Source organism: Paracoccus litorisediminis (genome assembly GCF_009711205.1).
In the GTDB taxonomy this organism is placed as follows: Bacteria; Pseudomonadota; Alphaproteobacteria; order Rhodobacterales; family Rhodobacteraceae; genus Paracoccus; species Paracoccus litorisediminis.
Window position 1 is genome coordinate 52,645 of the sequence record NZ_WMIG01000008.1, and the last position, 25,021, is coordinate 77,665.

Below are 25,021 nucleotides of genomic sequence, written 5' to 3' on the forward strand. Positions count from 1 at the left end.
GGTTCAACGGATCTCGACGCGAGGCTGGCCGTCGGCGTCGCGGCTGACCGTGACCTCGCGCAGCGTGCCCGCGACCATGATCCGCGCACGATAGCCCGGCCAATGCGAGGGCAAGGCAGGGCTGGCCTGCAGCTCGGTTCCGCCACGGATACGCAGGCCAAGGATATGCTCGACCGCGACCCGGTGCAGCCAACCGGCCGAACCAGTATACCATGTCCAGCCCGCCCGCCCGGTCTTTTCATCCGCGCCATAGACATCAGCGGCGACGACATAGGGCTCGGCCCGGTAGAGGCGCAGGGTTTCGGCATCGCTGGCATGGCTGATCGGATTCAGCATGTGAAACACCCGCCACGCATCGTCGGCGCGGCCTGCGATGCACAGGGCTTGCACCATCCAGATCGCGGCATGGGTATATTGGCCGCCATTCTCGCGCACGCCGGGCGGATAGCCCTTGATATAGCCGGGGTCCTGCGGCGTATGGGCAAAGGGCGGGGTGAACAGCCGCAGCAGCATGCCTTCAGGGTCCAGAAGCTGCGCCAAGGCCGCGTCCACCGCGATCGGGCGGCGATCCTCGCGGCCGGCACCCGAAATCACCGACCAGCTTTGCGCGATGGAATCGATGCGGCATTCCTCGGACCGGGCCGAGCCCAGGGGCGTGCCATCGTCATAGATGCCGCGCAGATACCACCCACCGTCCCATGCGTTGCGGTCGAGCGAATGGGACAGCGCGGCGCGATGCGCCCGCCAGCCGCTGGCCCGTTCCCATTCGCCGCGTGCCTCGGCGATCGGGGCCATCATGTCCAGTGTCTGCGACAGGAACCAGCCCAGCCACACTGATTGGCCAAGACCGCCTTCGCCGACACGGTTCATGCCGTCGTTCCAGTCGCCGCCCAGAAACAGCGGTAGCCCCTGTTCGCCCGTGCGCTGTACCGCCAGATCCAGCGCCAGCGCCGCATGTTCGTAAAGCGAGGCGCTGCGATTGAGGGTCTCGGGCGTCAGGAAGGCGTCATGTTCACCGGGGGCAAGGACGCGGCCCTGAATGAAGGGCAGGTCCAGATCGAGGATGGATTCGTCGCCGGTCACCTCAAGGTAGCGGCTCAGGCAATGCCCTAACCAGACCACGTCATCGGCGATCATCGTGCGCACACCCGCGCCGCTGCCCGGCAGCCACCAATGCTGGACATCCCCTTCCGGGAACTGGCGCGAGGCCGCCTCGATCAGCTGCGCGCGGGCAAGGCCGGGATCATAGATCAGCATGGCCGAGGTATCCTGCAACTGGTCCCGGAACCCGTAGGCCCCGGATGCCTGATAAAACGCCGTCCGCGCCCTGATCCGGCAGGCGATGGCCTGATAGGGCAGCCAGCGGTTCACCATCAGATCGAACGCAGGATCGGGCGTTTCGACCTGAAGCTGGCCAAAGACCTTTTGCCAGTCCTGTGCCTGTGCGGCGACGGCTTCCGCGGCGCTGACCGGGGGCACGGTAGCGGGCGCATGATCGCCGATCTTGTCTGCGGCAAGGCGGAAGGTGATTTCCGTGCTGGCCCCCGGCTCGATCTCAAGCCGGGTTTCCAGCATCATCACCGGATCGCCGTCATGGCGGTGGACAAAACGATGCCCCAGCGTGGAATCGAACCATGCAGGCAGGCAGGTGTCGCGGTTGCGACCCTGCCAGATCAGGCGGGACAGGCACATGCCCGTAACCTCGCGGTCGACCGACAGCACCATGCGCTGTCCGGCATAGTCGATGGAGTAGGGGTTCACGCATTCGATGGCCTGCTCTTTGGGCAGATAGCGCGGTTGCAGATAGGGCGCGGCCTTGGCGCGCGATCCCCCCATCACCGGGTCAAGGAATTGCGCCACATCCAGCGTCAGGCGGCGTTCGGATCGGTTGATGAGGGTCAGCCCGATGACACGCAGGCACGCGTCGGGCAGCATGCTGTGGGTCGCCCGCAGTTCCAGTTCGCCCGACCAGGCGGTGAATTCGGAAAACCCCGCGCCGTGTCGGCACTGGTAAAGCGCCGCGCGCTGGCTGGACAGTGCCGCATAGGGCGTATGGACCGCCCCGGTACCGACATCGCGGATCAGCAGCCCTTCTCCGGTCGGATTGCTGACCGGATCGTTGGACCATGGCGTCAGCTGATGATCGCGGGAATTCACCGACCATGAAAAACCCGCCCCCTCGGCCGAGATGTGAAAGCCGAAATCGCTGCGCGCGATGACGTTGATCCACGGGTTCGGCGTGGCTTGGCCATGGCGCAGGCGGGTGACGTAATTGCCCGCGGCATCGAAACCGCCGGTGCCGTTCCAGAAACGCAGCTCCTCGGCCGGGAAATCATGGGTCTGGGTCGGACGCTGCAGGGGTCGGGGCGGAGGGCGCACGATGCCGCGCTGCAACTCTGCCGTGGGCACCCGCCCGATCTGTTCCGCCAGCGAGCCGTTCTGCGCATGGATGACCACGCGCGATACGGCCAGCAGGGTTTCCAGCGTTTCGGTCGGGATGGTATTGGCATCGACGGCAAAGACCGAGGGGCGCGAGTGCAGCAGATGCATGCTGTGGCACAGGTTGTTCAGCGCATCATTCATGCTGGCCGCATAGCTGGCGCGCTGTTCGTTCAGGATCACCAGATCGCAATCCAGACCCCGCATGCGCAGGTATTCCTGCATGCGGATCGCCTGATGCGCGACCCGCATCAGATCGGGATCATTGATGCGCAGCACCATGATCGGATTGTCGCCCGATACCGACATCGGCCACAGCGCCGATTGCCGCCCCATGGCGTGGCGGATCTGGTGGGGGTTCAGCATCTGGTTGGGATAGACCAGCAGGGCCGCATAGCGCCGGAACAAAGCGGCCTCTTCGGGGGTGATGTCGGCATGATGCAGTTGCACCTGACTGCGCGTCCACGCCATCTGATGTTCGTTGTCGAATGCGGTTTCGTCCGACAGCAGGTTGTGCGCGTCCTCAAGCATCTCGCGCGAGGTGGCGAATACGGTCCAGAAGGTGGCGACGGCCTCTTTGCCCGGTGCCAGCGTCAGCTGTCTTGTCAGGGAAAACACCGGGTCCAGCGTATAGCTTTCCCCCACAGGCGCGGCGGCCAGTTGCGAGGGATCGACCAGCCCGACCGGTTCGCGGATGGTGTGCCCGCGGCCGACGAAGCTGCGCCGGTCGGTGGCCGCCCCGACCACGATCCCCGCGCCTCCGGTCAGATGCAGCAGGTGGCGGTCGGGGTCATGCGGGTTGCGCTTGTTCCTGCGGGCAAAGATACGGGCGCGGTCGGGCTGGGCCTCGGTCGCGACGAACATGCGCGAGAAAGCGGTATGGGCGCGGTCGGCAGCATTGTCGTCCAGAACGATCTCGCCAAAGCTGGTCAGCTCGATCTGGCGCGGATGGTCCGAGAAGTTGCGCAGCTTGACGCGGGTGCCGCGCGCGTCAAGATCGTCGGACAGGATGATCTCGGTCTCGCAGAAGATGCCGTTTCCGGTGGCGGTGAAATTGGCCTTGTAGTCGAAAAGCCGCGCCGAATAGCTGATCTGGGGATCAAAGCCGGGGGCTGCCGTGGCCGACCACCAGCGCCCGCTGGCGGTGTCGCGCAGGAACAGGAACTCGCCCCAATGGTCCGATGCCGGGTCGGGCCGCCAGCGCGTTACCGCTGTCGCACCCAGCCGTGACCGCCCCGCACCGCTGGCATCCAGCAGAAGCGATTGCCGCCCGTTCGACATGATCGCCACGGTATGGGGCGCGGCGCGGGCATCCTTGACCTCGACAATCTCGGTATGGCCCTCGTCGCTGGTCTGGCCGGCCTTGCGCGTGGGCTGGATGCGCAGCAGCGGCGAAACCTCGCGCGGGGCCTTTTGCTGCAGCAGGGTCGAGACACTTTCGATCACCGGATCGGCATGGAAGCGGTCGCGGTGGATGCCGTCCATCAGGCAATTGGCGATCGAAAGCAGGCTCATGCCCTGATGATGCGCCATGATATTGCAGACCACGACCGATCTGCGCCCCTCGGGCAGACGCGAGGGGGTGAAATCCACTGCGTCGTAGAACCCGAACTCGCCGCGTGCGCCCAGCTTTGCCAGACGTTGCAGGTTCTTCAGGGCGCTGCTGGGGCGCAGGCCCGCGGCGATGAAGCTGGCATAGGGGGCCACGACCTGATCATCACGCAGCCAGCGGCGCAGCGCCAGTTCCGGCACGCCAAAGGCGTAATACTGGTAGTTCATCATGCCGTCGCGGGCGCTATAGGCGCTTTCCGATACGCCCCAAGGCCGTCCGTTCCGCGCGCCGTCGCGGATCTGCGCCTCGACAGCAACTTCGCATGAGGAAAAAAGGATCGAGCCCGGCGGCTCATCCATGACCAGAGGCGCCATCATGTATTCGAACATCGAACCGGACCAGCTGACCAAGGTGCTGCCATAGGGCATGACGGTCATCGGACGGCCCAGCCGGTTCCAGTGTTCGGTCGGCAGGTCGCCCTTGGCGATCCCGAACAATGAGGCCAGCCGCGCCTCGGATGCCATCAGGTCGTAATAGGCATGGTCCAGCGTGCCTTCGTTGCAATTGTAGCCGATCGACAGCAGGTGGCGTTCGGAGTCGTAGAGAAAGCTGAAATCCATCTCAAAGGCGATCGCGCGGGCACGTTCGGCCAAGGCCTGCATCCGCAGCGACGACACCTGCACCAACGAGGGCTCGATCCGGCCAAGGGCCTCCATCTCGTCGCAGGTGGTGACCAGCCGGTTCGCCCACCAGTCCAGCTCGCGCAGCTGTGCCGTGGGAATTTCGGCCAGAAGGCCCTGAATCAGCATCTGCAGATCGGAACTGGCGCGGGCATAGGTCTGGACATGCAGCGGGGCCAGATGCGGCAGGATGCCGCTGGACATGCTGCGCCACAGCCCTTCGATACGCTCCTCGATCCGGCTGCGCAGCGGGTTCAGGCCGCGGCGTTCACTGGGGATCGCGGCATGCAGGCGGCGCATGATGGTCAGGATGTCCACCGCGCCCGACAGGTCGGGCAGCAGGTAAAGCGAGGGGTTGCGCGCCCATTCGCGCAGCGTCGATGACAGCGTGATCAGGTGCCCGGCAAGGTTGCCGCTATCCACGGCCGAGATGTAGCGCACCCCGATCGGTTGCAGCGTGTCGGTCGCGTACCAGTTGAACAGATGGCCGCGTTCGCGTTCCATCGCCTCGATACTGGTCAGCGTGGCCTCGATCCGGGTCAGGGTTTCGTTCAGCGTGATCCAGTTGAACTCGCGCGCGGTGACGGTCGACAGCAGATACAGGCCGATATTGGTCGGAGAGGTGCGCTCGGCCAGTTTCGGGGCGGGGTCGATCTGGTAATTGTCGGGCGGCAGGTGGTGGGTGCGTTCGTCGACAAAGGTTTCGAAAAAGCGCCAGATCAGCCGCGCCTCGGCCCGCCATGCCAGAATGTCCTGCGGATGCAGGGGCTGCGCGCCCTCATTCTTGATCGGGCGGGCGCTGACCCATGCGATCAGCGGTGCCCCCAGCCAGAGCAGGGTAAAGAACAGCGTGGGGCCGATGTTTTCGGGCCGCAGCATCGCGACCAGCAGCGTAAAGCCAAGCGCCAGCACGACGCCGCCCTGCATGAGCTGCAGATAGCCCAGAGGCGTTTCCGGCCCCTTGGTGGCCACGGCCTCGGTGGTTGTCCATTCCAGCAATTGCTGCCGCGACACGCGCAGGCGATAGATGGTGCGAAGGGCCGCGTCGGCCATGCTCCATGCCATCTGAGGCAACAGCGTCAACCGCATCATGAAGGCCATCAGCTGGTCGGTCAGCTCGCTTCCGATCACCATCAGGTGGCGCAGCGGCGCGACGCCCGACTGGCGCGGCATCAAGCCCATCAACCAGCCCAGCAGCTGGGCCAGACACATCGAGATCCCCAGCAGCGCCAGCCAGATCACCGCGTCATGGCGTGGCAACCCGACCAGCGCCAGCAATCCGGCCAGCATCAGGCAGATCGGCAGCAGGCTGCGGCGCAGGTTGTCGACCATGCGGAACCGCGCCAGCGCATCCAGCCCATTTCGCAGGTCCAGCAGATAGGGCAGCAATTGCCAGTCGCCACGTGCCCAGCGATGCTGGCGTGACAGGTCGACGTCAAAGCGGCGGGGATATTCCTCGATGAAATGCACATCCGTCGCCAGGGCCGCGCGCAGCCATGCGCCTTCGATCAGGTCATGGCTAAGGACGCTGTTGGCGCGGACCCCGTCCTGCGCCGCAGCGGCAAAGGCATCGACGTCATAGATGCCCTTGCCGGTATAGGTCCCCTGATCGAACAGGTCCTGATAAAGGTCCGAGACGGTGAAGACATAGGGGTCCAGCCCGCCATCCTGCGACAGGATGCGTTGAAACGGCGAGGTCTGCCGCCCATGCGCCAGCAGCGCCGTGACCCGCGGCTGGATCAGCCCGTGGCCGCGGGTGATCCGGCGCAAGCTGGGATCGTAATAGGGACGATTGACCGGATGGGCCATCATGCCGACCAGCGTCCGCACCGTTTCGCGCGGCATGCGGGTATCGGCGTCCAGCGTCACGACATAGCGGATATGGTTTCGGGGGCGTGAACCGGTATCGACGAAACTGGTGTCATTGCTGCCGCGCAGCAGCGCGTTCAGCTCGACCAGCTTGCCGCGTTTCCGCTCCCATCCCATCCATTTGCCTTCCAGGGCATTCCACTGGCGGCGACGGTGCAGCAGATAGAAGCGGTGGCCGGTATGGGCATATTTGCCCGACAGCGCCTCGATCCCGTTCCGGGCATAGGCCAGAAGCTCGGCGTCGCGTTCGGTCGTCTCATCCGGGGCGTCGGTGAAGTCGGTCAGCAGGGCAAAGCTGATCGCCGGATCGGTATTGGCAAGGTAATGGACCTCAAGATTGTTCACCACATCGTCGATCGTATCCAGCCCGGTCAGCAGGCAGGGGATGACGACCAGCGTCGCGTCTTCGGCGGGAATGCCGTCCTCATAGCCATAGGCGGGAAGCTGGGCTGGCGGGATCAGGCGACTTGCGACAAAGCGCAGCAGCGCCAATGAGGCCTCGACGAAGGCGGGCAGCGACAGCAGCAACAGGCAGGTTGCCAGCAGCCAACCGGTACGTTCGGGGACATAGGCAAGGCTGCTGATCAGCGCCAGCCCGACAAGCACCGTCAAGGGGACAATCAGACTGACAATGCCATGCCGACGCAGGAACTGGGTCAGCTTTTCGCGCCAGATCGGGCGATAGCCGCATTCGGCCTCAAAGCCTTGGGCCTCGTCGCTGAGCATGATGGTCGAAACGGGCACATTGCGATGCCCCGCGGCCGCCAGGGCGCGTTCGGCCACCTCGGGTTCGGACAGCCGGGAATGGCGGGCGATCATCTCGACCCGGTTGCGGATCAGGTTGCGGGTGCGGGGAGCAAGGCGCAGATGGTCGGGGTCTTCGCGCAGGATCGCCTCGGTCCGGCTGGTTGCCTCGAACCATTCGCGCCAGTTGATTTCCTCCAGACGTTTCAGCGCGCGAATGACATGGCCCGCGGTCACGTTGTTTGCGGTCTGGCGCGTCTGTTCGGCGATCAGGGCTTGCTCGACCGTGGTGCTGTGCAATTCCAGCCGCGCTGACAGATGTTCGGTCAGCCTATGGCTGCGCTCCAGCCGGGCATGCAGGCGGTAGATGACCTGCGCGACAAAGGCCGGGTTCTGCAGCGCCTCTCTCGATACGGATTGATCGAAATCCTCAAGGCCGGGCTCGTTTTTCGCCATCAGCCGGTCGATGGCGGCATTGGCCTCGCGCCGACCCTGACGGGCAGTTTCGGTTTCCTCGCTCAGCCGCAGCATCCGCAGCAGCAGGACATAGCGCAGCATCGAGGGCAGCGACCACAATTCCCCGATGGTCAGCCAGTCGACCTGCTGCGCACCCGAGATGAAGTCGGAAAAGCTGCGCTCGCGCAGGTCGCCATCGGTCAGCGCGACGTAATCCCATGCCAAGGCAAGGACGCGCGGGATGGTCTCGGCCCCCGCATAGCGTCCGCGCGGCAGGGAACGCAGGAAGCCGGGGCTGAGATCGCGATGCAGGTGACGGAAGGTCTCGGCAATGGTGTGGTAATTGTCCAGAAGCCAGCGCGTCGCGGTGGTGATGTGTTCGCTTTCCGCGTCGGCCTTCAGCGCGGCCTGATAGAACTGGCGCTGTTCGCGTTCGGTCTGCGAGATCTCGAACCGCGCCGCGCGCGGATCAAAGCCCGAGGTCTGGATCTGGCCATGCTCAAGGACCGATCTCCCGGCGGCCTCGAAACCCGAGGACGCGGCGGAAAAGGGGACGCCGTCATCCTCGGGGATGAAATCGCTTCCCTCAGCATTCATCACGCCGCCCTCCGCAATCCGCTCCCACAGTCAGAAGGCAGGTTTGCGGTCGGGGGTTCCCCGAAATCACGGTAAGTTGGAGCTGTTCCTTCGGCCTTTCGGCGCGATTGCCGTTTTCCGTGGCAGATCAGGCGGCGCTGGTTGCAGGAAGTTCGTGCAAAAGCGCGCCTGCCGCGCGGTCGGCAATCAGCGTGCAGGACGGATGCAGCCGCAGGTACGAGGCCGGGCAATCCGCGCTGACCGGCCCGTCCAGCGCTGCGGCCAATGCCTCGGCCTTGGCCCCACCGGTCGCCAATGCCACCACCTGCCGCGCCGAGAGGATGGCCGCTGTTCCCATCGTCACCGCATGAGAAGGGACGCTTTCCCCCGTGGCAAAGAAGCGCGCATTGGCGCTGATCGTATCGGCCAGCAGTTCGACCACGCGGGTGGGGGCATCAAGCGGGGTGCCCGGTTCATTGAAGCCGATATGACCGTTGGCACCGATCCCCAGCAATTGCAGGTCCACCGGCCCCAGCCGATCCAGCAGCGCCGAATATTCCGCCGCCGCGCACTGGGGGTCGATCTCTCCGCGCGGGATGAAGATGTTCTCGGGGGCGACATCGACATGGTCAAAGAAGTGACGGGCCATGTAGCTGTGATAGGAATTCGGATGGCGCGGATCGAGGCCGACATATTCGTCCAGATTGACCGTCCTGACCCGCGCGAAGCTGAACCCGTCGCGATGGGCGGCGACCAGACGGGCGTAAAGCGGCTCCATCGTGCCGCCTGTCGCCAGTCCCAGCACGGCGTCGGGCTGAGCGGCCACCAGATCGACGATCACCTGCGCTGCCGCGTCAATCGCGTCCTCGGTCTGGGGCAGCAGTTTCAGTTTCAGCATGCGCAACCTCATGGCAGTTCAGGCCGTGCGCGCGGTCGGGATGCGGTCCAGATCGACCGGCACATGGCGACGGGGCAGGGCGCGCCCGTTTTCGATGAACAGATGCGCGGCCTTGGGATCGAAGCCCAGACCGATCGCCTCACCGGGCGTGGCACGGGTGCTGCCATCGGTGACCATGCAGATCTGGCCGCCGCCGGGGGCCACGCAATACAGTACCGTGCTGTTGCCCAGCCTTTCGACGACATCTACCCGGCATGGCAGGCCATCGGGATCGGGGCGCAGATCGTCGGGACGGATACCAAGGTTGAGCGCTGCACCATTGGCGACGTTGCCCTCGACCGGGATCGTGACCCGAGGCCCGTTCTGGATCTGCAACGCGACGCCTTCGGGCGTGGTCCCAAGCCCGGTAGCGGGCAGAAAGTTCATGTTCGGATTGCCGATGAAACCAGCGACAAAGCGGTTGACCGGGCGGTGGAACAACTCCAACGGGCTGCCGACCTGTTCGACCCGGCCCGCGTTCAGGACAACGATGCGGTCGGCCATGGTCATGGCCTCGATCTGGTCATGGGTGACGTAGATCATCGTATTCGCCAGCTTTGCGTGAAGACGCGAAAGTTCCACCCGCATTTCGCCCCGCAAAGCCGCATCAAGGTTGGAAAGCGGTTCGTCGAACAGGAACACCGAAGGCTCGCGCACGATGGCGCGGCCGATGGCGACGCGCTGGCGCTGGCCGCCGGATAGCTCTCCGGGCTTGTGTTGCAAGCGTTCGGTCAGCTTCAGCACCTCGGCGGCGGCGCCGACCTTCTGGCGGACCTCGGCCTCGGGGCGGCGATCGACGCGCAAGGGAAAGGCAATATTTTCAAAGACATTGAGATGCGGGTATAGCGCGTAGCTTTGGAAGACCATGGCAATGCCGCGCTTGGATGGCGGCAGGTCATTGACCTTTTTGCCGTCGATTTCCAGCGTGCCCGAGGTGATGTCCTCCAGCCCCGCGATCATGCGCAGCATGGTAGATTTGCCGCAGCCCGAGGGTCCGACGAAAACGGTGAACTCACCGTCGCGGATCTGCAGGTCGGTCGGGTGGATGACGCGTGCGGTCCCGAAATCCTTGGTCACGCCGGTCAGTTTCAGATCGCCCATCGGCTGCTCCTGCAAGGGAAAGGGGGGCGGGTGCGCCGCCCCCGGTAGGTTAATCAGTTCAGCGCGGACAGGCCGTCATTGATCGATTTCGCGGCTTCCTCGGGGGTTTCCTCATCCGAGATCAGCGCCTGAATGCCCTCGATCGCGGCGTCCTGCATGGCGATATAGTCCTGCATCAGCGGCTCGGGGCCACCGGTCGGGACGGCGTCGATGAAGGGCTTCCAGTTCGGGTCCTTGGCGACCAGCGCATCGGCACCCGCACCGGCGCGGATCGGGGTCCAGCCGCCAGCCTCGTCAAAGGCCGACTGACGCTCGGGCGCGGTCAGGAACTTGATCAGGTTCTGGGTCGCTTCCTCGACCTTGGTGCCCTTGAAGACGACAAGGCTGTCGGTGATCAGCAGCGTCGAATGCTTGCCCGAGGGACCGGCCGGGATCAGCGCCACGCCGAAATTCACGCCCTCGGCCTTGCCACGACCCCAGGCGCCCGAGGTATACATCGCGACCTGACCTTCCTTGAACAGCGGCTCGATCTTGCCGCGATCATAGGCGACGGGGCCTTCCTGCGAATATTTCGCCAGTTCCTGGTAGAATTTCAGCGTCTCGACGTTGTTCTTGCTGTCGAAGGCGACCTTGCCATCCGCATCCACGACCTGACCGCCGTTGGAATACAGGAAGTTCAGGAATTCGTGGAAGGTGTTGTCCATGTCGGCGGCGGGCATGCCGAAACCAGCGGCCTTGGTCTTTTCCTTGATCGCCTTGGCGGCGGTCAGCATCTCGTCGAAGGTCGTCGGGCCGTTCGGCATGTCCAGACCCGCTTCCTTGAACAGGTCCTTGTTCCAATACAGCGCCTTGGTCGAGAAGGCGCGCGGAAGACCCCAGACCTGACCGTCGAACTGCACGGTCGAGATCACCGAGGGTTCATAGGTCTTCAGCTCGTCCTCGGTCAGGGTGATCGGCAGGATCTGATCGGCGGCGGAAAGCTGTTTCAGCACGCGCGAGCCCATATAGGCGGCGGCGGGCGGGGTGCCTGCGGCGGCCAGCGTCAGGGTTTTTTCCTGACATTGCTCCCAGGGCAGGAACTCGACGCGGACGGTGTAATCGGGGTTGGCCTTGACCCATTCGTCGATATGGGTCTGCTGGACCGGAGCCTGCGGTTCGTTATCGGCGCCGCAGTTGATCAGGTAAAGCTCGGTCGCGGCATTGGCGGCGCTCGACAGGGCGAAAACCGCCGTGCTGGCCAGAATGATGGAACGGATATTCAATTTTTGACTCCCTGTTTATATGCGACCGTAGCCGTCATTCCTTCACCGCGCCGGCGGTCAGCCCGGCGACGATGTATCGTTGCAGGAAGACGTAGAGCACCAGCACCGGCAGCACGCCGACGATGCTGGCGGCCATCAGTTCGTTCCAGCGAACTTCCTGATGGCCAAAGAACTGGTAAAGCCCGACCGGCAGCGGGTTCAGGTGGTTCTTCGAGTTGAAGGTCAACGCGAACAGGAACTGCTGGGCATAGGCGGTGATGAAGGTGGTGATGGCGACGACGACCATGCCCGGCGCGGCAATCGGCAGGATCACCCGACGCATGGTGTAAAGGCGGCTTGCCCCGTCCACATAGGCCGCTTCCTCAAGCTCGGCCGGGATGCGCATGAAATAGCTGCGCATCAGGAAGATGCCGGTCGGCACGGTGAAGGCCGCGCCCGGAATGATCATCGCGGCGTAGGTGTTCAAAAGCCCCAGCGCCAGCATCAGCTTGTAAAGCGGGATGATCAGCACCGCCGCACCGACCATGGACACGGCAAGGAATAGCGACAGCAGCCCGTCGCGCAGCTTGAACTTGAAGCGGGCAAAGGCATAGGCGGCGGGGATCGAACACATCATCGACAGGATCGTGACCGCCACCGCGATGCCGAAGCTGTTGATGATCCAGCGCCCCAGCATCGGCTGCGAGATCCATATCTGGCGGTAATTGGCGAAACTCATCCCTTCGGCGAAGAAGCGATAGGGGATGCGAAACACCTCGGCCAAGGGGCGCAGCGAGACCATGAAGGCCTCGACAAAGGGGGCCAGCATGAAGGTCAGGAACAGCGCCATACCGGCATAGATCAGGACGAGTTCCCACCAGCGATAGCGGTTGATCATTTTGCGCGCCCTTTCCGGGTCAGGCGGTTCAGAAGCGCCAGATAAATGGCCGACAGCACCATCAGGCAGATCAGGATCATCACCGCGCGGGCCGCGCCCTCGCCATAGCGGAAGCGGGAAATCGCGGTTTTGTAGGTGTCGATGATCATGGTCGTGGTCGAGCCGCGCGGCCCACCCTCGGTCAGGATCCAGATGATCTCGAAGCTGTTGAAGGTCCAGATCGTGGACAGCAGCGCCATGGTGGTGATCGAAGGCATCAGAAGCGGCAGCGTCACCCGGCGGAAGCGGTAGAAGCGCCCCGCGCCGTCGGTCCAAGCGGCCTCATACAGGTCCTTGGGGATCGTCTGCATTGCGGCCAGCAGGTAAAGCGAGACCAGCGGCGTGCCGATCCAGACATCGGTGACGACCGTCGCGATAAACGCTGCCTGCTTGTAGGCAAGGAACTCGAACGGTCCGGAAAACACCCCGAAACGCTGGCCCAGCCCTGAGATCATCCCGAACTGGCCGTTATACATCCATGCCCACATGAAGCAGCCGACCGCGACCGGCACCACCCATGGCGGCATGATCAGGATGCGAAACAGCGCCCTTCCCGGCACGGCGGCGTTCAGCAGCACCGCGCCCAGCAGGCCCATGACCAGCTTCAGGCTGACCGACAGCGTGGTCCAGACCAGCGTGCGGCCAAGGATCGGCCAGAAGTCACGCTGGAAGAATTTCAGGTAATTCTCGAAGCCGACATAGCTTTGCGTCTGCTTCATCGAGGCGTCGGTGAAGGACAGCCGGAACGTCTCGACCAAGGGCCATGCGGCGATGACACCGACCAGCAGAAGTGCCGGGATCAGCAGCAGATAGGGAAAGGCGTCGGTCCGCTTCATGCGACCGCCTTGGCCGAAAGGGCCGCGTCGAACTGCGCCCAGAAGGGGGCCAGATCTACCACGCGCCCCTCGCGCCGGGCTTGGTCCAGTGCTAGGGCGGTCACGCCTGCCTCCAGCGCATCGGTCACGGTCAGCGGCAATTCGGTCAGCTCGCCGCGCCAATGGGCGGCAAGATCGCGGCACATCGCCTCATCCGCGCCGTAATGATGGGTCATGTCGCCGGCCTTGCCGATGTTCGGGTCATCGATCAGCACGGCGCTGTCATGGGCGCGGGTCAGCTTGAAGTAATTGCGGATGAAATCGCCCTCGGCCATCGCGTCGGTTCCGATCACGGCAAAGCGGCGGAACTCGTCGGGCGTGTTCATATTGGTATGAAAGGCCATGCTCGCGCCGTTCTGGTATTCGATCAGCGCGGTCTGGTAATCGATCAGGTCGCCCTGACCGGAATAAGCGTCGCGGGTCCCGCCCCAGCGCGGCGACATGACGTTCAGGTAGTCGGGGGCGTCCGAGGGGCGATGCGCGGGCAGGTACTTCTTGCGGCCACCAAAGCTCGCGACCCGAGCTGCCCGCGCCCCGACCGCGCCTTGGTAAAGGTCCAGATCGTGGCAGCATTTCTCCAGCATGAAGCCGCCCGACAGTGCTGAATCGCGCCGCCAGTCGCGCATGAAGAAGCTGCCGTGATAGGGGGCGATATGTTCCGAAGCCTCGATCGACATGACCTCACCGATCTGCGGCGCGGCGGCGCGCAGCGCGCGATACAGCGCCGAATAGCGCAGGACCATGCCGACAGCGACGCGGTTCACGCCATCATGCGCGGCCAGCAGGCGTGCGAGTTCCAGCGTCTCGTCCAGCGAGATCACCACCGGCTTTTCGGCAAAGATATGGGGCGTGTCGCTGGCCAAAGCCTGCCGCAGGTGGTCCAGATGCAGGTGGTTGGGCGAGCCGATCAACAGCAGGTCGAAACGGTGGTGTCCCAGCATCTCGGCGGGGTCTGCATAGGTATGGGCGGGCGCTGCATCACGCAGACGCTCCTCATGCGCGGGGCCGGGATCGGCGACGGCGACAAGATCCAGATCCGGGCAGCTTTCGCGCAGAAAGGGCAGGATCGCGGCAATGCGGTTGCCGAGGCCGATGATGCCGGTCTTCATCCCGTTTTTCATTGCGTCTGCTCCGTCGCCAGTTCCATCGCGTCGCGCAGGGCGCGGACATTTTTGGCCAGCGCCTGGGGGCGGCTGGCGGCGATATTGATGCGGGTCGCGGGATAGGGGTCCTCGACCATGCTGGTGCAAGAGGCGTGCAACTCATGCACCCCCGCCGCCAGCAAGCGCCCGGCATTTTCCGGCAACACGCCTCCGCCAGCCAGAATGGTGATGCGGTCCCCGGCTTGTGCTGCAAGGCGGGACAGCGTTTCGATGCCTTCAGGCGCGGCGCGGGTACCGCCTGCGGTCAGGATGCGGCAGACGCCCAGTTCAATGGCCTGTTCCAGCGATTCCTCAAGGTCCGGGCCAAGGTCAAAGGCGCGGTGGATGACCAGTTCAAGCCCGTCCGCCGCATCGCGCAGGCGGGCCAGCGTGTCCAGATCCAGCCGCCCGTCCGGTAGGGTCGCGCCGGTCACGATGCCCGCAAGCCCCGCCGCCTTGACCGCCTTGATGTCATGGAAGGCCGCGTCGAGTTCCTCGGGCGAATAGATGAAGCCGCCGGGCCGGGGCCGGATCATCGCGCAGACCGGGATGGGCGATTCCGCTGCTTGAGCGATCAGACCGGGCGCGGGGGTCAGCCCGCTGACGGCCAGCGCCGCGCAAAGTTCGATCCGATCCGCGCCCCCCGCGATGGCCGCGGCAAGCCCCGCAGGGTCGTCCACACAGACTTCAAGAAGCGGGCGAGTAGGGCGGGCAGGCATCGGACCTCCGGGTCAGGTGATGAAACGAAGGCAACAACAAAACAAAACTTCTGTAAACATATTTTTCAGCACAGCTAACACATCGCTATCTGGATTTTAGTTTGACAAACATTTCGTGCTGGAAAACATTGTGCAAAACACAGTTAGCCAATGGGACGCGGGATGCAGCAGGCGCCTGACGACAAGCCGCTTCACGGCGCAGCCCTATGGGCAGCGGTGCTTTCGGCCCGCGATTCCTTGCCCGCCAAGCTGCGTGCGATCGCGGCCTTCGTGGCCGAAGATCCGTCGGAATTCATCCGCATGACCTCGCGCGAGATCTGCGCCCGGCTGGGTACCTCCGAGCCGACGCTGATTCGCTTCTGCCGCAGTCTGGGCTTTGCGGGCTTGGCCGAATTCCGCATCGAACTGGCCTTGGCGCTGGCGGCGCAAAGCACAGGCGCGGCGGTTCATCCGCAGGCCGCCGACCGCCGGCTGGCCAATCCCGAGGCCAAACGCCGCATCGCCGCTGCCGCGATGGAGCTGCTGGCGGATGACCGGGCGGTGTTGATCGACAATGGCTCAACCGTCGAGCTGGTCGCCGAATCGCTGGGCCAAAGCGACGATCATCCGGCCATGACCATCATGACCTCGGGGCTGATGGTGGCGCAGCACGCGATGCGGAACGGCCGCCATCGGGTGATGCTGACCGGGGGCGTCATCCGTCCCTCGACCGGTTCACTGACCGGCAGGTTGGCGGAATCAAGCCTTGCGGGCATGAATTTCGACACCTTCGTCATGGGTGCGGACAGCATCGATCCGGAAGGGGGACTGTCCACCTATTCCGAGGATGAGGCCCATGTCACCCGCGCCATGGTCGATGCATCGTCCCGCGTGATCGTGCTGGCCGACCACACCAAATTCCGCGCCTCGCGCCTGCATCGCATCTGCGGGCTGTCGCGCGTGGCGATTCTGATCACCGACCGCGATCCCACCCCCGAGATCCGCGCCGCGCTGGATGCGGCGACGGTCCGGCTGATCGTCGCGAAAGCCGCCGGAATCGAACCGAAGGACAAGGCATGACCACTTTCACCGCCGAGGAAATCAACGCGCAGCCCGCGATCTGGCGCGACTGGGCCGGGCCACTGGCCGAACAGGCCGCAATCATCCGCGACTGGATCGCGGCGCGTGCGCCGTCTGAAATCTGGCTGTCGGGTGCTGGAACTTCGGCCTATATCGGCGAGGTTCTGGCCCGCCAAATGGGCGGCAATCTGCGGCCATGGCCGACGACGGACCTGGTCTCGGTGCCGGGGTTGGCCTTTGGCGCAAAGGGTCCGGTCCTGTCGATCCAGTTCGGGCGCAGCGGCGACAGTTCGGAATCCGTGGGGCTGATGGACCTGCTGGACGCGCATCGTCCCGATATCGACCGCTTGCAGATCACCTGTAACGCGGCAAGCGCGATGGGCACGCGTCAGGGTCCGGGGCCGGGCGAAACCCGCGCCCTGATCCTGCCCGCCGCCACGCATGATCGCGGCTTTGCCATGACTTCCAGCTTCACCACGATGTATCTGAGCGCGCTGGCCTGCCTTGATCCCAGTTTCGATGCGCCCGAGGTGCTGCCTCGCCTTGCCGATGCGGCGCAGGCGCTGTTGCCGCAGCTATGGAGCATCGAACGCGCCGTCCCACAGCGCGCGATCTTCCTTGGTTCCGGCGCGCTGACCGGGATCGCGCGGGAATCGGCGCTGAAGGTTCTGGAACTGACGGGCGGTCGAACAATCACGCAATGGGACAGCACGCTGGGCTTCCGTCACGGTCCCAAGGCGGCAGTAGATGTCATCGGCACCATGGTCTTTGTCATGATTTCGCCCGATCCGCAGGTGGCACGCTATGATCTGGATCTGGCGGCCGAAGTGCGTCGTCAGTTCGGGGCGAAAGCTGTCATGACCATTGGCAAGGGTTGCGACATCGACCTGACGCCGACCGGAACCCCCGCCGATCCGGCTCTTTACGTCCTGCCCGCGCAAATTCTGGCGCATCGCTGGTCCGAGGCTTTGTGCAAGAATGTCGATGATCCCTTCCATGGGATGAACCTGACCCGCGTGGTCTCGGGCGTGAAGCTTTACGGGTGGCAGCCTTGATCAGCGGCGCCATCGACCTCGGCGGGACCAAGATCGAGGCCCGGCTTTTCGACCATGCCGCTAATACGCAGGACATGCGCCGCGTGCCGACCCCGCGCGACAATTTCGACAGCTTCCTTGCCGCGCTGGTCGGCCAGATCCGCTGGCTCGAACAGGTGGCGGGTGATCCGTCGCTGCCGGTGGCGATTTCCATCGCAGGGCTGATCGACCCGAGGACAGGTATCGCCACGGCCTCGAATATCCCGGTCTCGGGACGCAATCTAAGCCGGGAACTGGGCGAGGCGCTGGGGCGTGACCTGCCGCTGATCAATGACTGCATGGCCTTCGCCTATTCCGAGGCGCATGGCGGCGCGGGCGAGGGGGCGGCCACGGTTCTGGGCCTGATCCTTGGCACCGGGGTTGGCGCGGGCTTCGTGATCCGGGGCGATTTGCCGCCGCGCCATGCGGGCCTTGCCGTGGAAATCGGCCATCTGGGGATGCCCGCCCGCGCGCTGGCCCGGCACGGCTTGCCGATCTGGCCCTGCGGCTGTGGGCGGGATGCCTGCAATGAAAACTACACCTCGGGTACAGGCCTGCGGCGCATCGCGGAATGGGCGGGGCTTTCGGATCCCGACCCGGTCCATGTGGCGGGCCGGGCGGCGACCGACCCGGAAGCCGCGCGGGTGATGGAGATCTGGGCCGACCTGACCGGAGAGATGCTTTACTCCGCGCAATTGATGCTGGACCCGCAGGTGATTGTCGTAGGCGGGGGACTGTCCAATATCCCCGGCCTGCCCGAGCGCCTGACCGGGGCGTTGAAGCGGCTGCGGCTGGGGCAGGTCAGCCTGCCCGACATTCGCATCGCCGCACATGGCGACAGTTCGGGCGCGCGTGGCGCAGCCCTGATGGCAAAGGCGGGCAAGGCATGAGCGACCTTCTGACTCCGATCATCCGGGCCATGCGCAAGGGGATCGGTCCGGCCATCCCCTCGGTCTGCTCGGCCCATCCGGATGTGATTGCGGCGGGACTGCGGCAGGCACGTGAGCACAACATGCCCGCGCTGATCGAGGCGACCTCGAACCAGGTCAACCAGTTCGGCGGCTATACCGGCATGACGCCCGCCGACTTCATCACCTTTGTCCGCGACATCGCCACGTCGCATGGTCTGGGCGATGTGCCCGTGATCCTTGGCGGCGACCACCTTGGCCCGCAGGCATGGCGCAACCTTTCGTCCGATGCGGCGATGTCCCACGCCGAGGTGATGATTGCGGCCTATGTCCGTGCGGGCTTTACCAAGATCCATCTGGACTGCTCCGAAGGCTGTCAGGGCGAACCCGCGCAGGTCGGTGACGCCCTCGCCGCTGCCCGCGCGGCACGTCTTGCCGCTGTCGCCGAAGCTGCCGCCCCGGACCCCGAGGCACTGACCTATATCGTCGGGACCGAGGTTCCCCCGCCCGGTGGTGCGCGCCACGATGATGAGGGCATCCTGCCGACCCCTCCCGGAAATGCGCGCGCAACCCTTGCCGCGCATGAAGAGGCCTTTGCCGCCGCCGGTGCGTCTGCGGCATGGGCGCGCGTGCGGGGGCTGGTCGTCCAGCCGGGGCTGGAATTCGCCCCTGCATCCATCCACCGCTTTGACCTGTCGCAAGCCGATGCCCTCAGCCCGGTGCTGGGCGCGAATGACGTTCTGTGCTTCGAGGCGCATTCGACCGATTACCAATCCCCCGAGGTCTATGCCGATCTGACAAGGCGCAATTTCGGCATCCTCAAGGTCGGCCCGGCGCTGACCTTTGCCTGGCGCGAGGCTTTATACGCGCTGTCCCATGTCCGCGCTTGGATCGACGGCAGCCCGCATATCAGCGAGCGGATGGAGACGCTGATGCTGGAGCAGCCGAAATACTGGCAAGGCCATTATCACGGCGAGGGCGACAGCCTGCGGCTGATGCGGCATTTCGGCTATGCCGACCGTATCCGCTACTATTGGCCGCGTGCCGAGGCTGAGGTGCAGGGGCTATGTGCCGCGTTGGACGGGCCTCTGCCCGCGCCGCTGCTGCTGCAATACCTGCCGACCGCAACACTGGAGCGCGCGTCCCGGCTGGACCTGCCACCGGCCCGAGCCATCCTTCAGGCCCATGTCGAACAGACCCTTGCCGCCTATTACCCGGAGGAAACATGCTGATCGCCGCCGAACGGCTGTGGACCGAGGGCCGCTTGGCCGAGGGGCTGGCGGTCGAAGCCGATGCAGGCCGGATCGTGGCGCTGCGCCCTTTGGGCCCCGACACGCCCGACCTGACGGTGCCGCTGCTGATGCCCGGCTGCACGGATTTGCAGGTGAATGGCGGTGGCGGCGTGCTGTTCAACGCCGACCCCACGCCCGAGGGCATTGCCGCGATCGCCGCCGCGCATCACCGTCTGGGCACGGCGCAGATCCTGCCCACGGTCATCACCGATGCCCCCGAGGTCATGGAAGCCGCCGCCGAGGCCGTGATTGCCGCGATGGGGCAGTCCGGTGTCGCGGGCATCCATATCGAGGGGCCGCATATCTCGCCGCCGCGTCGGGGCACGCATGACCCGCGCTTCATCCGTCCGCTGGACGAGCGCACGATGGCGGTCCTGCGCCGCTTGCGCAGCGCGCAGGTGCCGGTCCTGCTGACCCTTGCCCCGGAACTGGCCGATCCCGCGCTGCTGCGCGAGGCGGCGGGTTTGGGGGTGGTGCTTTCGGCGGGCCATACGATGGCCACGGCTGACCAGACACGTGCGGCAATGGCGGATGGTGTGGCGATGTTCACCCATCTTTTCAATGCCATGCCGCAGATGACCTCGCGCGCGCCGGGGGTGATTGCCGCCGCGATCCTGTCCGAAGGCTGGTGCGGGCTGATCGCGGATGGCATCCATGTCTCGGCCGAAATGCTTTCCGTGGCGCTGGCCGCCCGGCCGCGCCCGGATCTCTGCTTCCTTGTCTCGGATGCCATGCCGACGGTGGGGGGGCCGGATCGCTTCTCGCTTTACGGGATGGAAATTCATGTCGAGAACGGTGCCTTGGTGAATGCGCAAGGCTCGCTGGCCGGGGCGCATATCGACATGCTGGAATCGCTGCGCAGGTTGATCGCGATGACCGGAATGCCGCAGGAACGCGCCATTGCCATGGCGACCGACCTGCCCCGGCAGGCCATGGGCCTGCCCGCGCTGAGCGTCGCGCCGGGGGTGCCGATGCGCGACCTGATCGCGCTGGACGGTGATCTGCATTTGCAGGACTTGCCCCGATGACCCTGTGGCTTCAGCAATGCTGGTCGCCCGAGGGTGCGCCTGACAGCAAGGGCGGGATGTTCCGCCTGTCCATCCACAATCGCGGTGATGCGCCGGTCGCACCTGTGGCCCTGTGCATGTCGTCGATGACCCGCATCGCGGGGCCGGCCCAGATCGAGGGTGCGGCGCTGGACCGGCGCTTTGGCAATTACCACCGCCTGATCGCGCCCGAGGGGTTACTGATCCCTCCGGGCGAGGCATGGCTGATCCGCATTTTGTCCCTGACCCATCCGCCAAAGAACCGCAGCCAAGGGGTCATGTCGGCATGGATCGAGGCGGATGGCGGGGAAATACCGCTGCTTCTGGGCGATCTTGAGCCACCGCCCGGCACGCCGCGAGGGCCGCTTGCACCGCTGCCCGAAGGGCGGCTGGACCTGCCCTTGGGCCTGCTGCCTTGGCCGCAGCACGTCGACATTGCGGAATGGGACGAGCCGGTCGGGCTGCTTCCCTCAGCTGAACTGACCGAGGTCGCGGCGCTGCATCAGCGGCTTTTCCCCTTTGCGCGCGGGATTTTGTCGCGCGACGGTCGCCCGGTTAGGTTCCAGCCCGCCGATATGCCTGCCGAGGGCTACCGGCTGGATTTCACCCCCGATGCCATCACCCTGTCCCATGCCGATCCGGATGGGCGGCGGCACGGGCTGGTTGCGTTGGCCCAGATCAGCCACGCGGCGCTAAGCGATCCGCGCTTCCGCGAGCCCCTTCGTGGCCATATCGAGGATCACCCGCGCTTTGCATGGCGCGGGATGCATATGGACGTGGCGCGCAATTTCCGCACCATCGAAGAGGTTCGCCGCGCCGGCGATATCCTGGCATGGCACAGGATGAACCGTCTGCACTGGCACCTGACCGATGACGAGGGCTGGCGGCTGGAGATCCCCTCGCTGCCGGACCTGACCCGGATCGCGGCGCGGCGCGGCGCGGGCCTGCCGCTTTTGCCGCAATATGCCGATTTGCATTGGGGCCAAGCGGGCCATTACAGCGTGGCCGAGGCTCGGGATCTGGTCGCGAATGCAGCAAGTCTTGGAATCGAAGTTCTGCCCGAGATCGACAGCCCCGGGCATTTGACCTCGCTTCTGGCGGCAATCCCCGGCCTGACCGACACGGCTGAGGTTCCCGACAGCTATCGCTCGATTCAGGGCTATCCGAACAATGCGGTGAACCCGGCTGTGCCGGCGGTCTATGAGGTCTTGGGCAAGGTTCTGGACGCGGTATGCGAGATTTTCCCCTCGCATCTGATCCATCTGGGCGGTGACGAGGTCGATCCCCGCTCATGGCAGCAAAGCCCCGCCGCAATGGCCTTGGCCGAGGCCGAAGGCATCGCGGGCGAGGGCGTGACCCACCGCCTTCAGGCGCTGTTCATGCGCCGGATGCAGCAGATGTTGGCTGATCGCGGGCGGTCGCTGGCCGGTTGGGACGAATGCGCCGATGGCGGCGGGGTCAGCCCGCAGGACACGCTGCTTTTCGCATGGCGCTCGGTCGAGAAGACCGCCGAGCTGATGCAGGCGGGCTACGACGTGATCGCGACGCCGGGGCAGGCCTATTACCTCGACATGACGCAATCGGCGGATTGGGACGCGATCGGCCTGAGTTGGGGCGGCGCGGTCCCGCCCGAAAAGACCTATCATTTCGAGCCGACCGAGGGGTTGCCCACGGATGCCGCTGGCCGCATGATCGGCATACAGGCCGGGGTCTGGTCCGAAATGCTGTCCACCCGCCAGCGCTGGAACGCGATGGTGTTTCCGCGCCTGTCGGCGGTCGCGGAATCCGCTTGGACCCGTTCCGAAGCCAAGGATTGGCCGCGATTCTGCGCACTCTCCCGTCTCATGCCACAACTGTAAGGAAGCTCATGCGCGTCGCCATCGGGGGCATTCATACCGAATGCTCGACTTATTCGCCGTTGATGCAGGTTGCGGCTGATTTCACCCGCACCGAGGGACAGGCGCTGCTGGATATGGCCGGGGTCGGCCCGGATTGGCACGGGGTCGAAGCGGTGCCGATCTTTCATGACCGATCGATCCCCGGCGGGCCGGTTTCTCCCGATCTGTTCGCCGCGCAATGCGATGAGTTCTGCGACAGGCTGCGGGCGGCGCTACCCTTGGACGGGGTGCTGCTGATCATGCACGGCGCCTATTTCGTGCCGGGCTTCGACGATCCCGAAGGGCATTTCGTTCAGCGCGTGCGCGAGGTTGTGGGCGCACGCGCGGTGATTTCCTCGGCCTGGGATCTGCATGGCCAGATCACCGAAACGATTGTGAATACGGTTGATGCCTTCGCCGCCTTTCGCACCGCGCCTCATGTCGACCAGCCGCAGACGCGGGCGCGGGCGGCGCGAATGCTGCTGGATGCGCTGCGCGGTGGTCCGCGGCCCTGGGTGGTGCGGCGGGCCGTGCCGCTGCTGGTCTCGGGCGAGATGTCATCCACCTTTGTCGAACCCTGTCAGGCGCTTTACGCGGCGTTGCCGGACTATGACGCCAAGCCGGGTGTCTGCGACGCGAACCTGATGATCGGCTATGTCTGGGCCGACAGCCCGCGCGCGACAGCGGCGGCCGTAGTCACCTGCACCGATCGTGCGGCCGGTCAGGCGGCAGCGGACGCGATCGCCCGCGCCTATTGGGATGTGCGCGAACAGCTTCTGCCTGACATGCATTCCGCGCCGCTGGAGTCGCTTCTGGATGGGCTGACCGGGCCAACGGTCCTGGCCGATAGCGGCGACAACCCGACGGCGGGCGCGGTGGGGGATCGTGCGGACGTGCTGGCGGCATTGATCGCGCGCGGCTGGGGGGCGGATGCCTCACGCCGGGCGTTGATCGTGGGCATTGCCGCACCGGGGGCGGTGGCGGCCCTGCGCCGCGGTGATCCACAAATCCGCGTCGGCGGCGAGTTGGGCGGGAGCGGCCCACAGCTCGAACTGATCCCCGATGCGATCCGCCTGACCGAAGGCGGGGCCGTTGTCACTTGTGGCGGCATTGCCTGTGTTCTGACCGAAAGACGCAGACCCTTTCACGATCTGGCCGACTTTGCCGCATTGGGACTGGACCCGATGCGTGCCGATCTGGTGGTGGTGAAATCCGGCTACCTGTCGCCCGACCTGCGTGAGCTGCCACTGGCTCAGGTCATGGCCCTGACCGATGGCGCGGTGTCGCAGGACGTGCTGGCGCTGCCCAACAATCACCGGCCGCGCCCGATATGGCCTTTCCAGCGCGACGGGTTTGCCCATTTCATCTGACTTTTGCGGCCAGAAGCCCGCGTAAAACTGTCCAAATGGTTTTGTTGACGGGTAATAAATCATACTTTATCCCTGATTCTTGAAGGTTGGAGGACCTTTGCAGGGAGAGTAAAAATCATGAAACGCAAGCTTCTGGCGGCCAGTTCGGTCGCCTGTCTGATGCTGTCCGGCGCCGCCTTTGCGGCTGATCTGACCGTCGGTTTTTCGCAGATCGGCTCGGAATCGGGCTGGCGCGCTGCGGAAACCACCGTGACCCAGCAGCAGGCCAAGGAACGTGGGATCGACCTGAAATTCGCCGATGCCCAGCAAAAGCAGGAAAACCAGATCAAGGCCGTCCGCGGCTTCATCGCGCAGGGCGTCGATGCGATCCTGATCGCTCCGGTCGTCGCCACCGGCTGGGATGAGGTTCTGGGCGAGGCCAAGGAAGCCGAGATCCCGGTCATCCTGCTGGATCGCCAGATCGACGCGCCCGATGACCTGTATCTGACCGCCGTCACCTCGGATCAGGTCTTTGAAGGCAAGGTCGCCGGCGAATGGCTGGTCAAGGATGTGGGCGACAAGGCCTGCAAGGTGGTCGAGCTGCAAGGCACCACCGGCTCGTCGCCCGCGATCAACCGCAAGAAGGGCTTCGAGGAAGCCATTGCCGGCAAGTCGAACATCACCATCGCCCGCAGCCAGACCGGGGACTTTACCCGGACCAAGGGCAAGGAAGTGATGGAGAGCTTCATCAAGGCCGAGAATGGCGGCAAGGACATCTGCGCCGTCTATGCCCATAACGACGACATGGCTGTCGGCGCGATCCAGGCCATCAAGGAAGCGGGTCTGAAGCCCGGCACCGACATCAAGGTTGTCTCGATCGATGCCGTGCCGGACATCTTCTTGGCGATGCAGGCAGGTGAGGCCAATGCCACGGTCGAGCTGACCCCGAATATGGCAGGCCCGGCCTTTGACGTGCTGGAGAAATTCAAGGCGGATGGCACGCTTCCGCCGAAATGGATCCAGACGGAATCGAAGCTGTTCACTCAGGCGGATGACCCCAAAGGCGTCTACGAGTCCAAGAAAGACCTTGGCTACTGAGTGCTTGAGGGCGGGGGCCATAACCCCGCCCGACCTCCCTTTCGGGGAAAG

The 25,021-nt window shown here is 64.9% G+C and carries 16 protein-coding genes; 8 read left to right on the plus strand and 8 right to left on the minus strand.

All coding sequences use genetic code 11. The features are described 5' to 3' along the window. Positions 1 to 3 precede the first annotated feature (3 nt). The 8 genes from GL300_RS14765 to GL300_RS14800 form a co-directional block, all read right to left on the minus strand. Positions 4 to 8,337 (minus strand): glycoside hydrolase family 94 protein, encoded by an 8,334-nt coding sequence (locus tag GL300_RS14765; RefSeq protein ID WP_155040423.1) that lies wholly within the window; start codon positions 8,335 to 8,337, stop codon positions 4 to 6. Positions 8,338 to 8,464: 127 nt separating this feature from the next. After that, entirely contained in the window at positions 8,465 to 9,214 is a 750-nt protein-coding gene (nagB, locus tag GL300_RS14770; RefSeq protein WP_155040424.1) for a glucosamine-6-phosphate deaminase, read from the minus strand. An 18-nt stretch (positions 9,215 to 9,232) separates the two neighbouring features. After that, the gene (locus tag GL300_RS14775) at positions 9,233 to 10,354 is read right to left on the minus strand and encodes an ABC transporter ATP-binding protein (RefSeq protein ID WP_155040425.1); all 1,122 of its coding nucleotides are present in this window, start codon (positions 10,352 to 10,354) and stop codon (positions 9,233 to 9,235) included. A 53-nt stretch (positions 10,355 to 10,407) separates the two neighbouring features. Beyond that, positions 10,408 to 11,616: an extracellular solute-binding protein gene (locus GL300_RS14780; RefSeq protein ID WP_155040426.1), complete on the minus strand. Its 1,209-nt coding sequence runs from the start codon at positions 11,614 to 11,616 to the stop codon at positions 10,408 to 10,410. A 34-nt stretch (positions 11,617 to 11,650) separates the two neighbouring features. After that, positions 11,651 to 12,493, minus strand: coding sequence for a carbohydrate ABC transporter permease (locus tag GL300_RS14785; RefSeq protein WP_155040427.1), 843 nt, complete (start codon positions 12,491 to 12,493; stop codon positions 11,651 to 11,653). Next, entirely contained in the window at positions 12,490 to 13,368 is an 879-nt protein-coding gene (locus GL300_RS14790) for a carbohydrate ABC transporter permease (RefSeq protein WP_155040428.1), read from the minus strand. The genes GL300_RS14785 and GL300_RS14790 overlap by 4 nt, the downstream gene beginning before the upstream one ends. Next, on the minus strand, positions 13,365 to 14,528 hold the full coding sequence (locus tag GL300_RS14795; protein WP_246195197.1) for a Gfo/Idh/MocA family protein: 1,164 nt from the start codon (positions 14,526 to 14,528) through the stop codon (positions 13,365 to 13,367). Before GL300_RS14795 ends, GL300_RS14790 begins: the two co-directional genes overlap by 4 nt. Further along, positions 14,525 to 15,268: a copper homeostasis protein CutC gene (locus GL300_RS14800; RefSeq protein ID WP_155040429.1), complete on the minus strand. Its 744-nt coding sequence runs from the start codon at positions 15,266 to 15,268 to the stop codon at positions 14,525 to 14,527. The genes GL300_RS14795 and GL300_RS14800 overlap by 4 nt, the downstream gene beginning before the upstream one ends. A gap of 162 nt (positions 15,269 to 15,430) precedes the next feature. On the opposite strand from GL300_RS14800, the gene GL300_RS14805 reads away from it, so the two are divergent. The 8 genes from GL300_RS14805 to ytfQ all read left to right on the plus strand — a co-directional run bounded on the left by GL300_RS14805 (position 15,431) and on the right by ytfQ (position 24,970). Next, on the plus strand, positions 15,431 to 16,327 hold the full coding sequence (locus tag GL300_RS14805) for a DeoR/GlpR family DNA-binding transcription regulator (RefSeq protein ID WP_155040430.1): 897 nt from the start codon (positions 15,431 to 15,433) through the stop codon (positions 16,325 to 16,327). After that, on the plus strand, positions 16,324 to 17,382 hold the full coding sequence (locus GL300_RS14810; protein ID WP_155040431.1) for an AgaS family sugar isomerase: 1,059 nt from the start codon (positions 16,324 to 16,326) through the stop codon (positions 17,380 to 17,382). The genes GL300_RS14805 and GL300_RS14810 overlap by 4 nt, the downstream gene beginning before the upstream one ends. Then, positions 17,370 to 18,290 carry an ROK family protein gene (locus GL300_RS14815; protein WP_343043057.1) on the plus strand — a complete coding sequence of 307 codons (921 nt, stop codon included), beginning with the start codon at positions 17,370 to 17,372 and terminating at the stop codon, positions 18,288 to 18,290. The genes GL300_RS14810 and GL300_RS14815 overlap by 13 nt, the downstream gene beginning before the upstream one ends. Continuing rightward, entirely contained in the window at positions 18,287 to 19,540 is a 1,254-nt protein-coding gene (locus GL300_RS14820; RefSeq protein WP_155040433.1) for a class II D-tagatose-bisphosphate aldolase non-catalytic subunit, read from the plus strand. Before GL300_RS14815 ends, GL300_RS14820 begins: the two co-directional genes overlap by 4 nt. Continuing rightward, the gene (locus GL300_RS14825) at positions 19,534 to 20,628 is read left to right on the plus strand and encodes an N-acetylglucosamine-6-phosphate deacetylase (RefSeq protein WP_155040434.1); all 1,095 of its coding nucleotides are present in this window, start codon (positions 19,534 to 19,536) and stop codon (positions 20,626 to 20,628) included. The genes GL300_RS14820 and GL300_RS14825 overlap by 7 nt, the downstream gene beginning before the upstream one ends. After that, positions 20,625 to 22,505: a beta-N-acetylhexosaminidase gene (locus tag GL300_RS14830; protein ID WP_155040435.1), complete on the plus strand. Its 1,881-nt coding sequence runs from the start codon at positions 20,625 to 20,627 to the stop codon at positions 22,503 to 22,505. Before GL300_RS14825 ends, GL300_RS14830 begins: the two co-directional genes overlap by 4 nt. 8 nt (positions 22,506 to 22,513) lie before the next feature. Continuing rightward, entirely contained in the window at positions 22,514 to 23,893 is a 1,380-nt protein-coding gene (locus tag GL300_RS14835; RefSeq protein ID WP_155040436.1) for a M81 family metallopeptidase, read from the plus strand. Positions 23,894 to 24,010: 117 nt separating this feature from the next. Continuing rightward, positions 24,011 to 24,970, plus strand: coding sequence for a galactofuranose ABC transporter, galactofuranose-binding protein YtfQ (ytfQ, locus tag GL300_RS14840; RefSeq protein WP_155040437.1), 960 nt, complete (start codon positions 24,011 to 24,013; stop codon positions 24,968 to 24,970). The last annotated feature ends 51 nt before the right edge of the window (positions 24,971 to 25,021 follow it).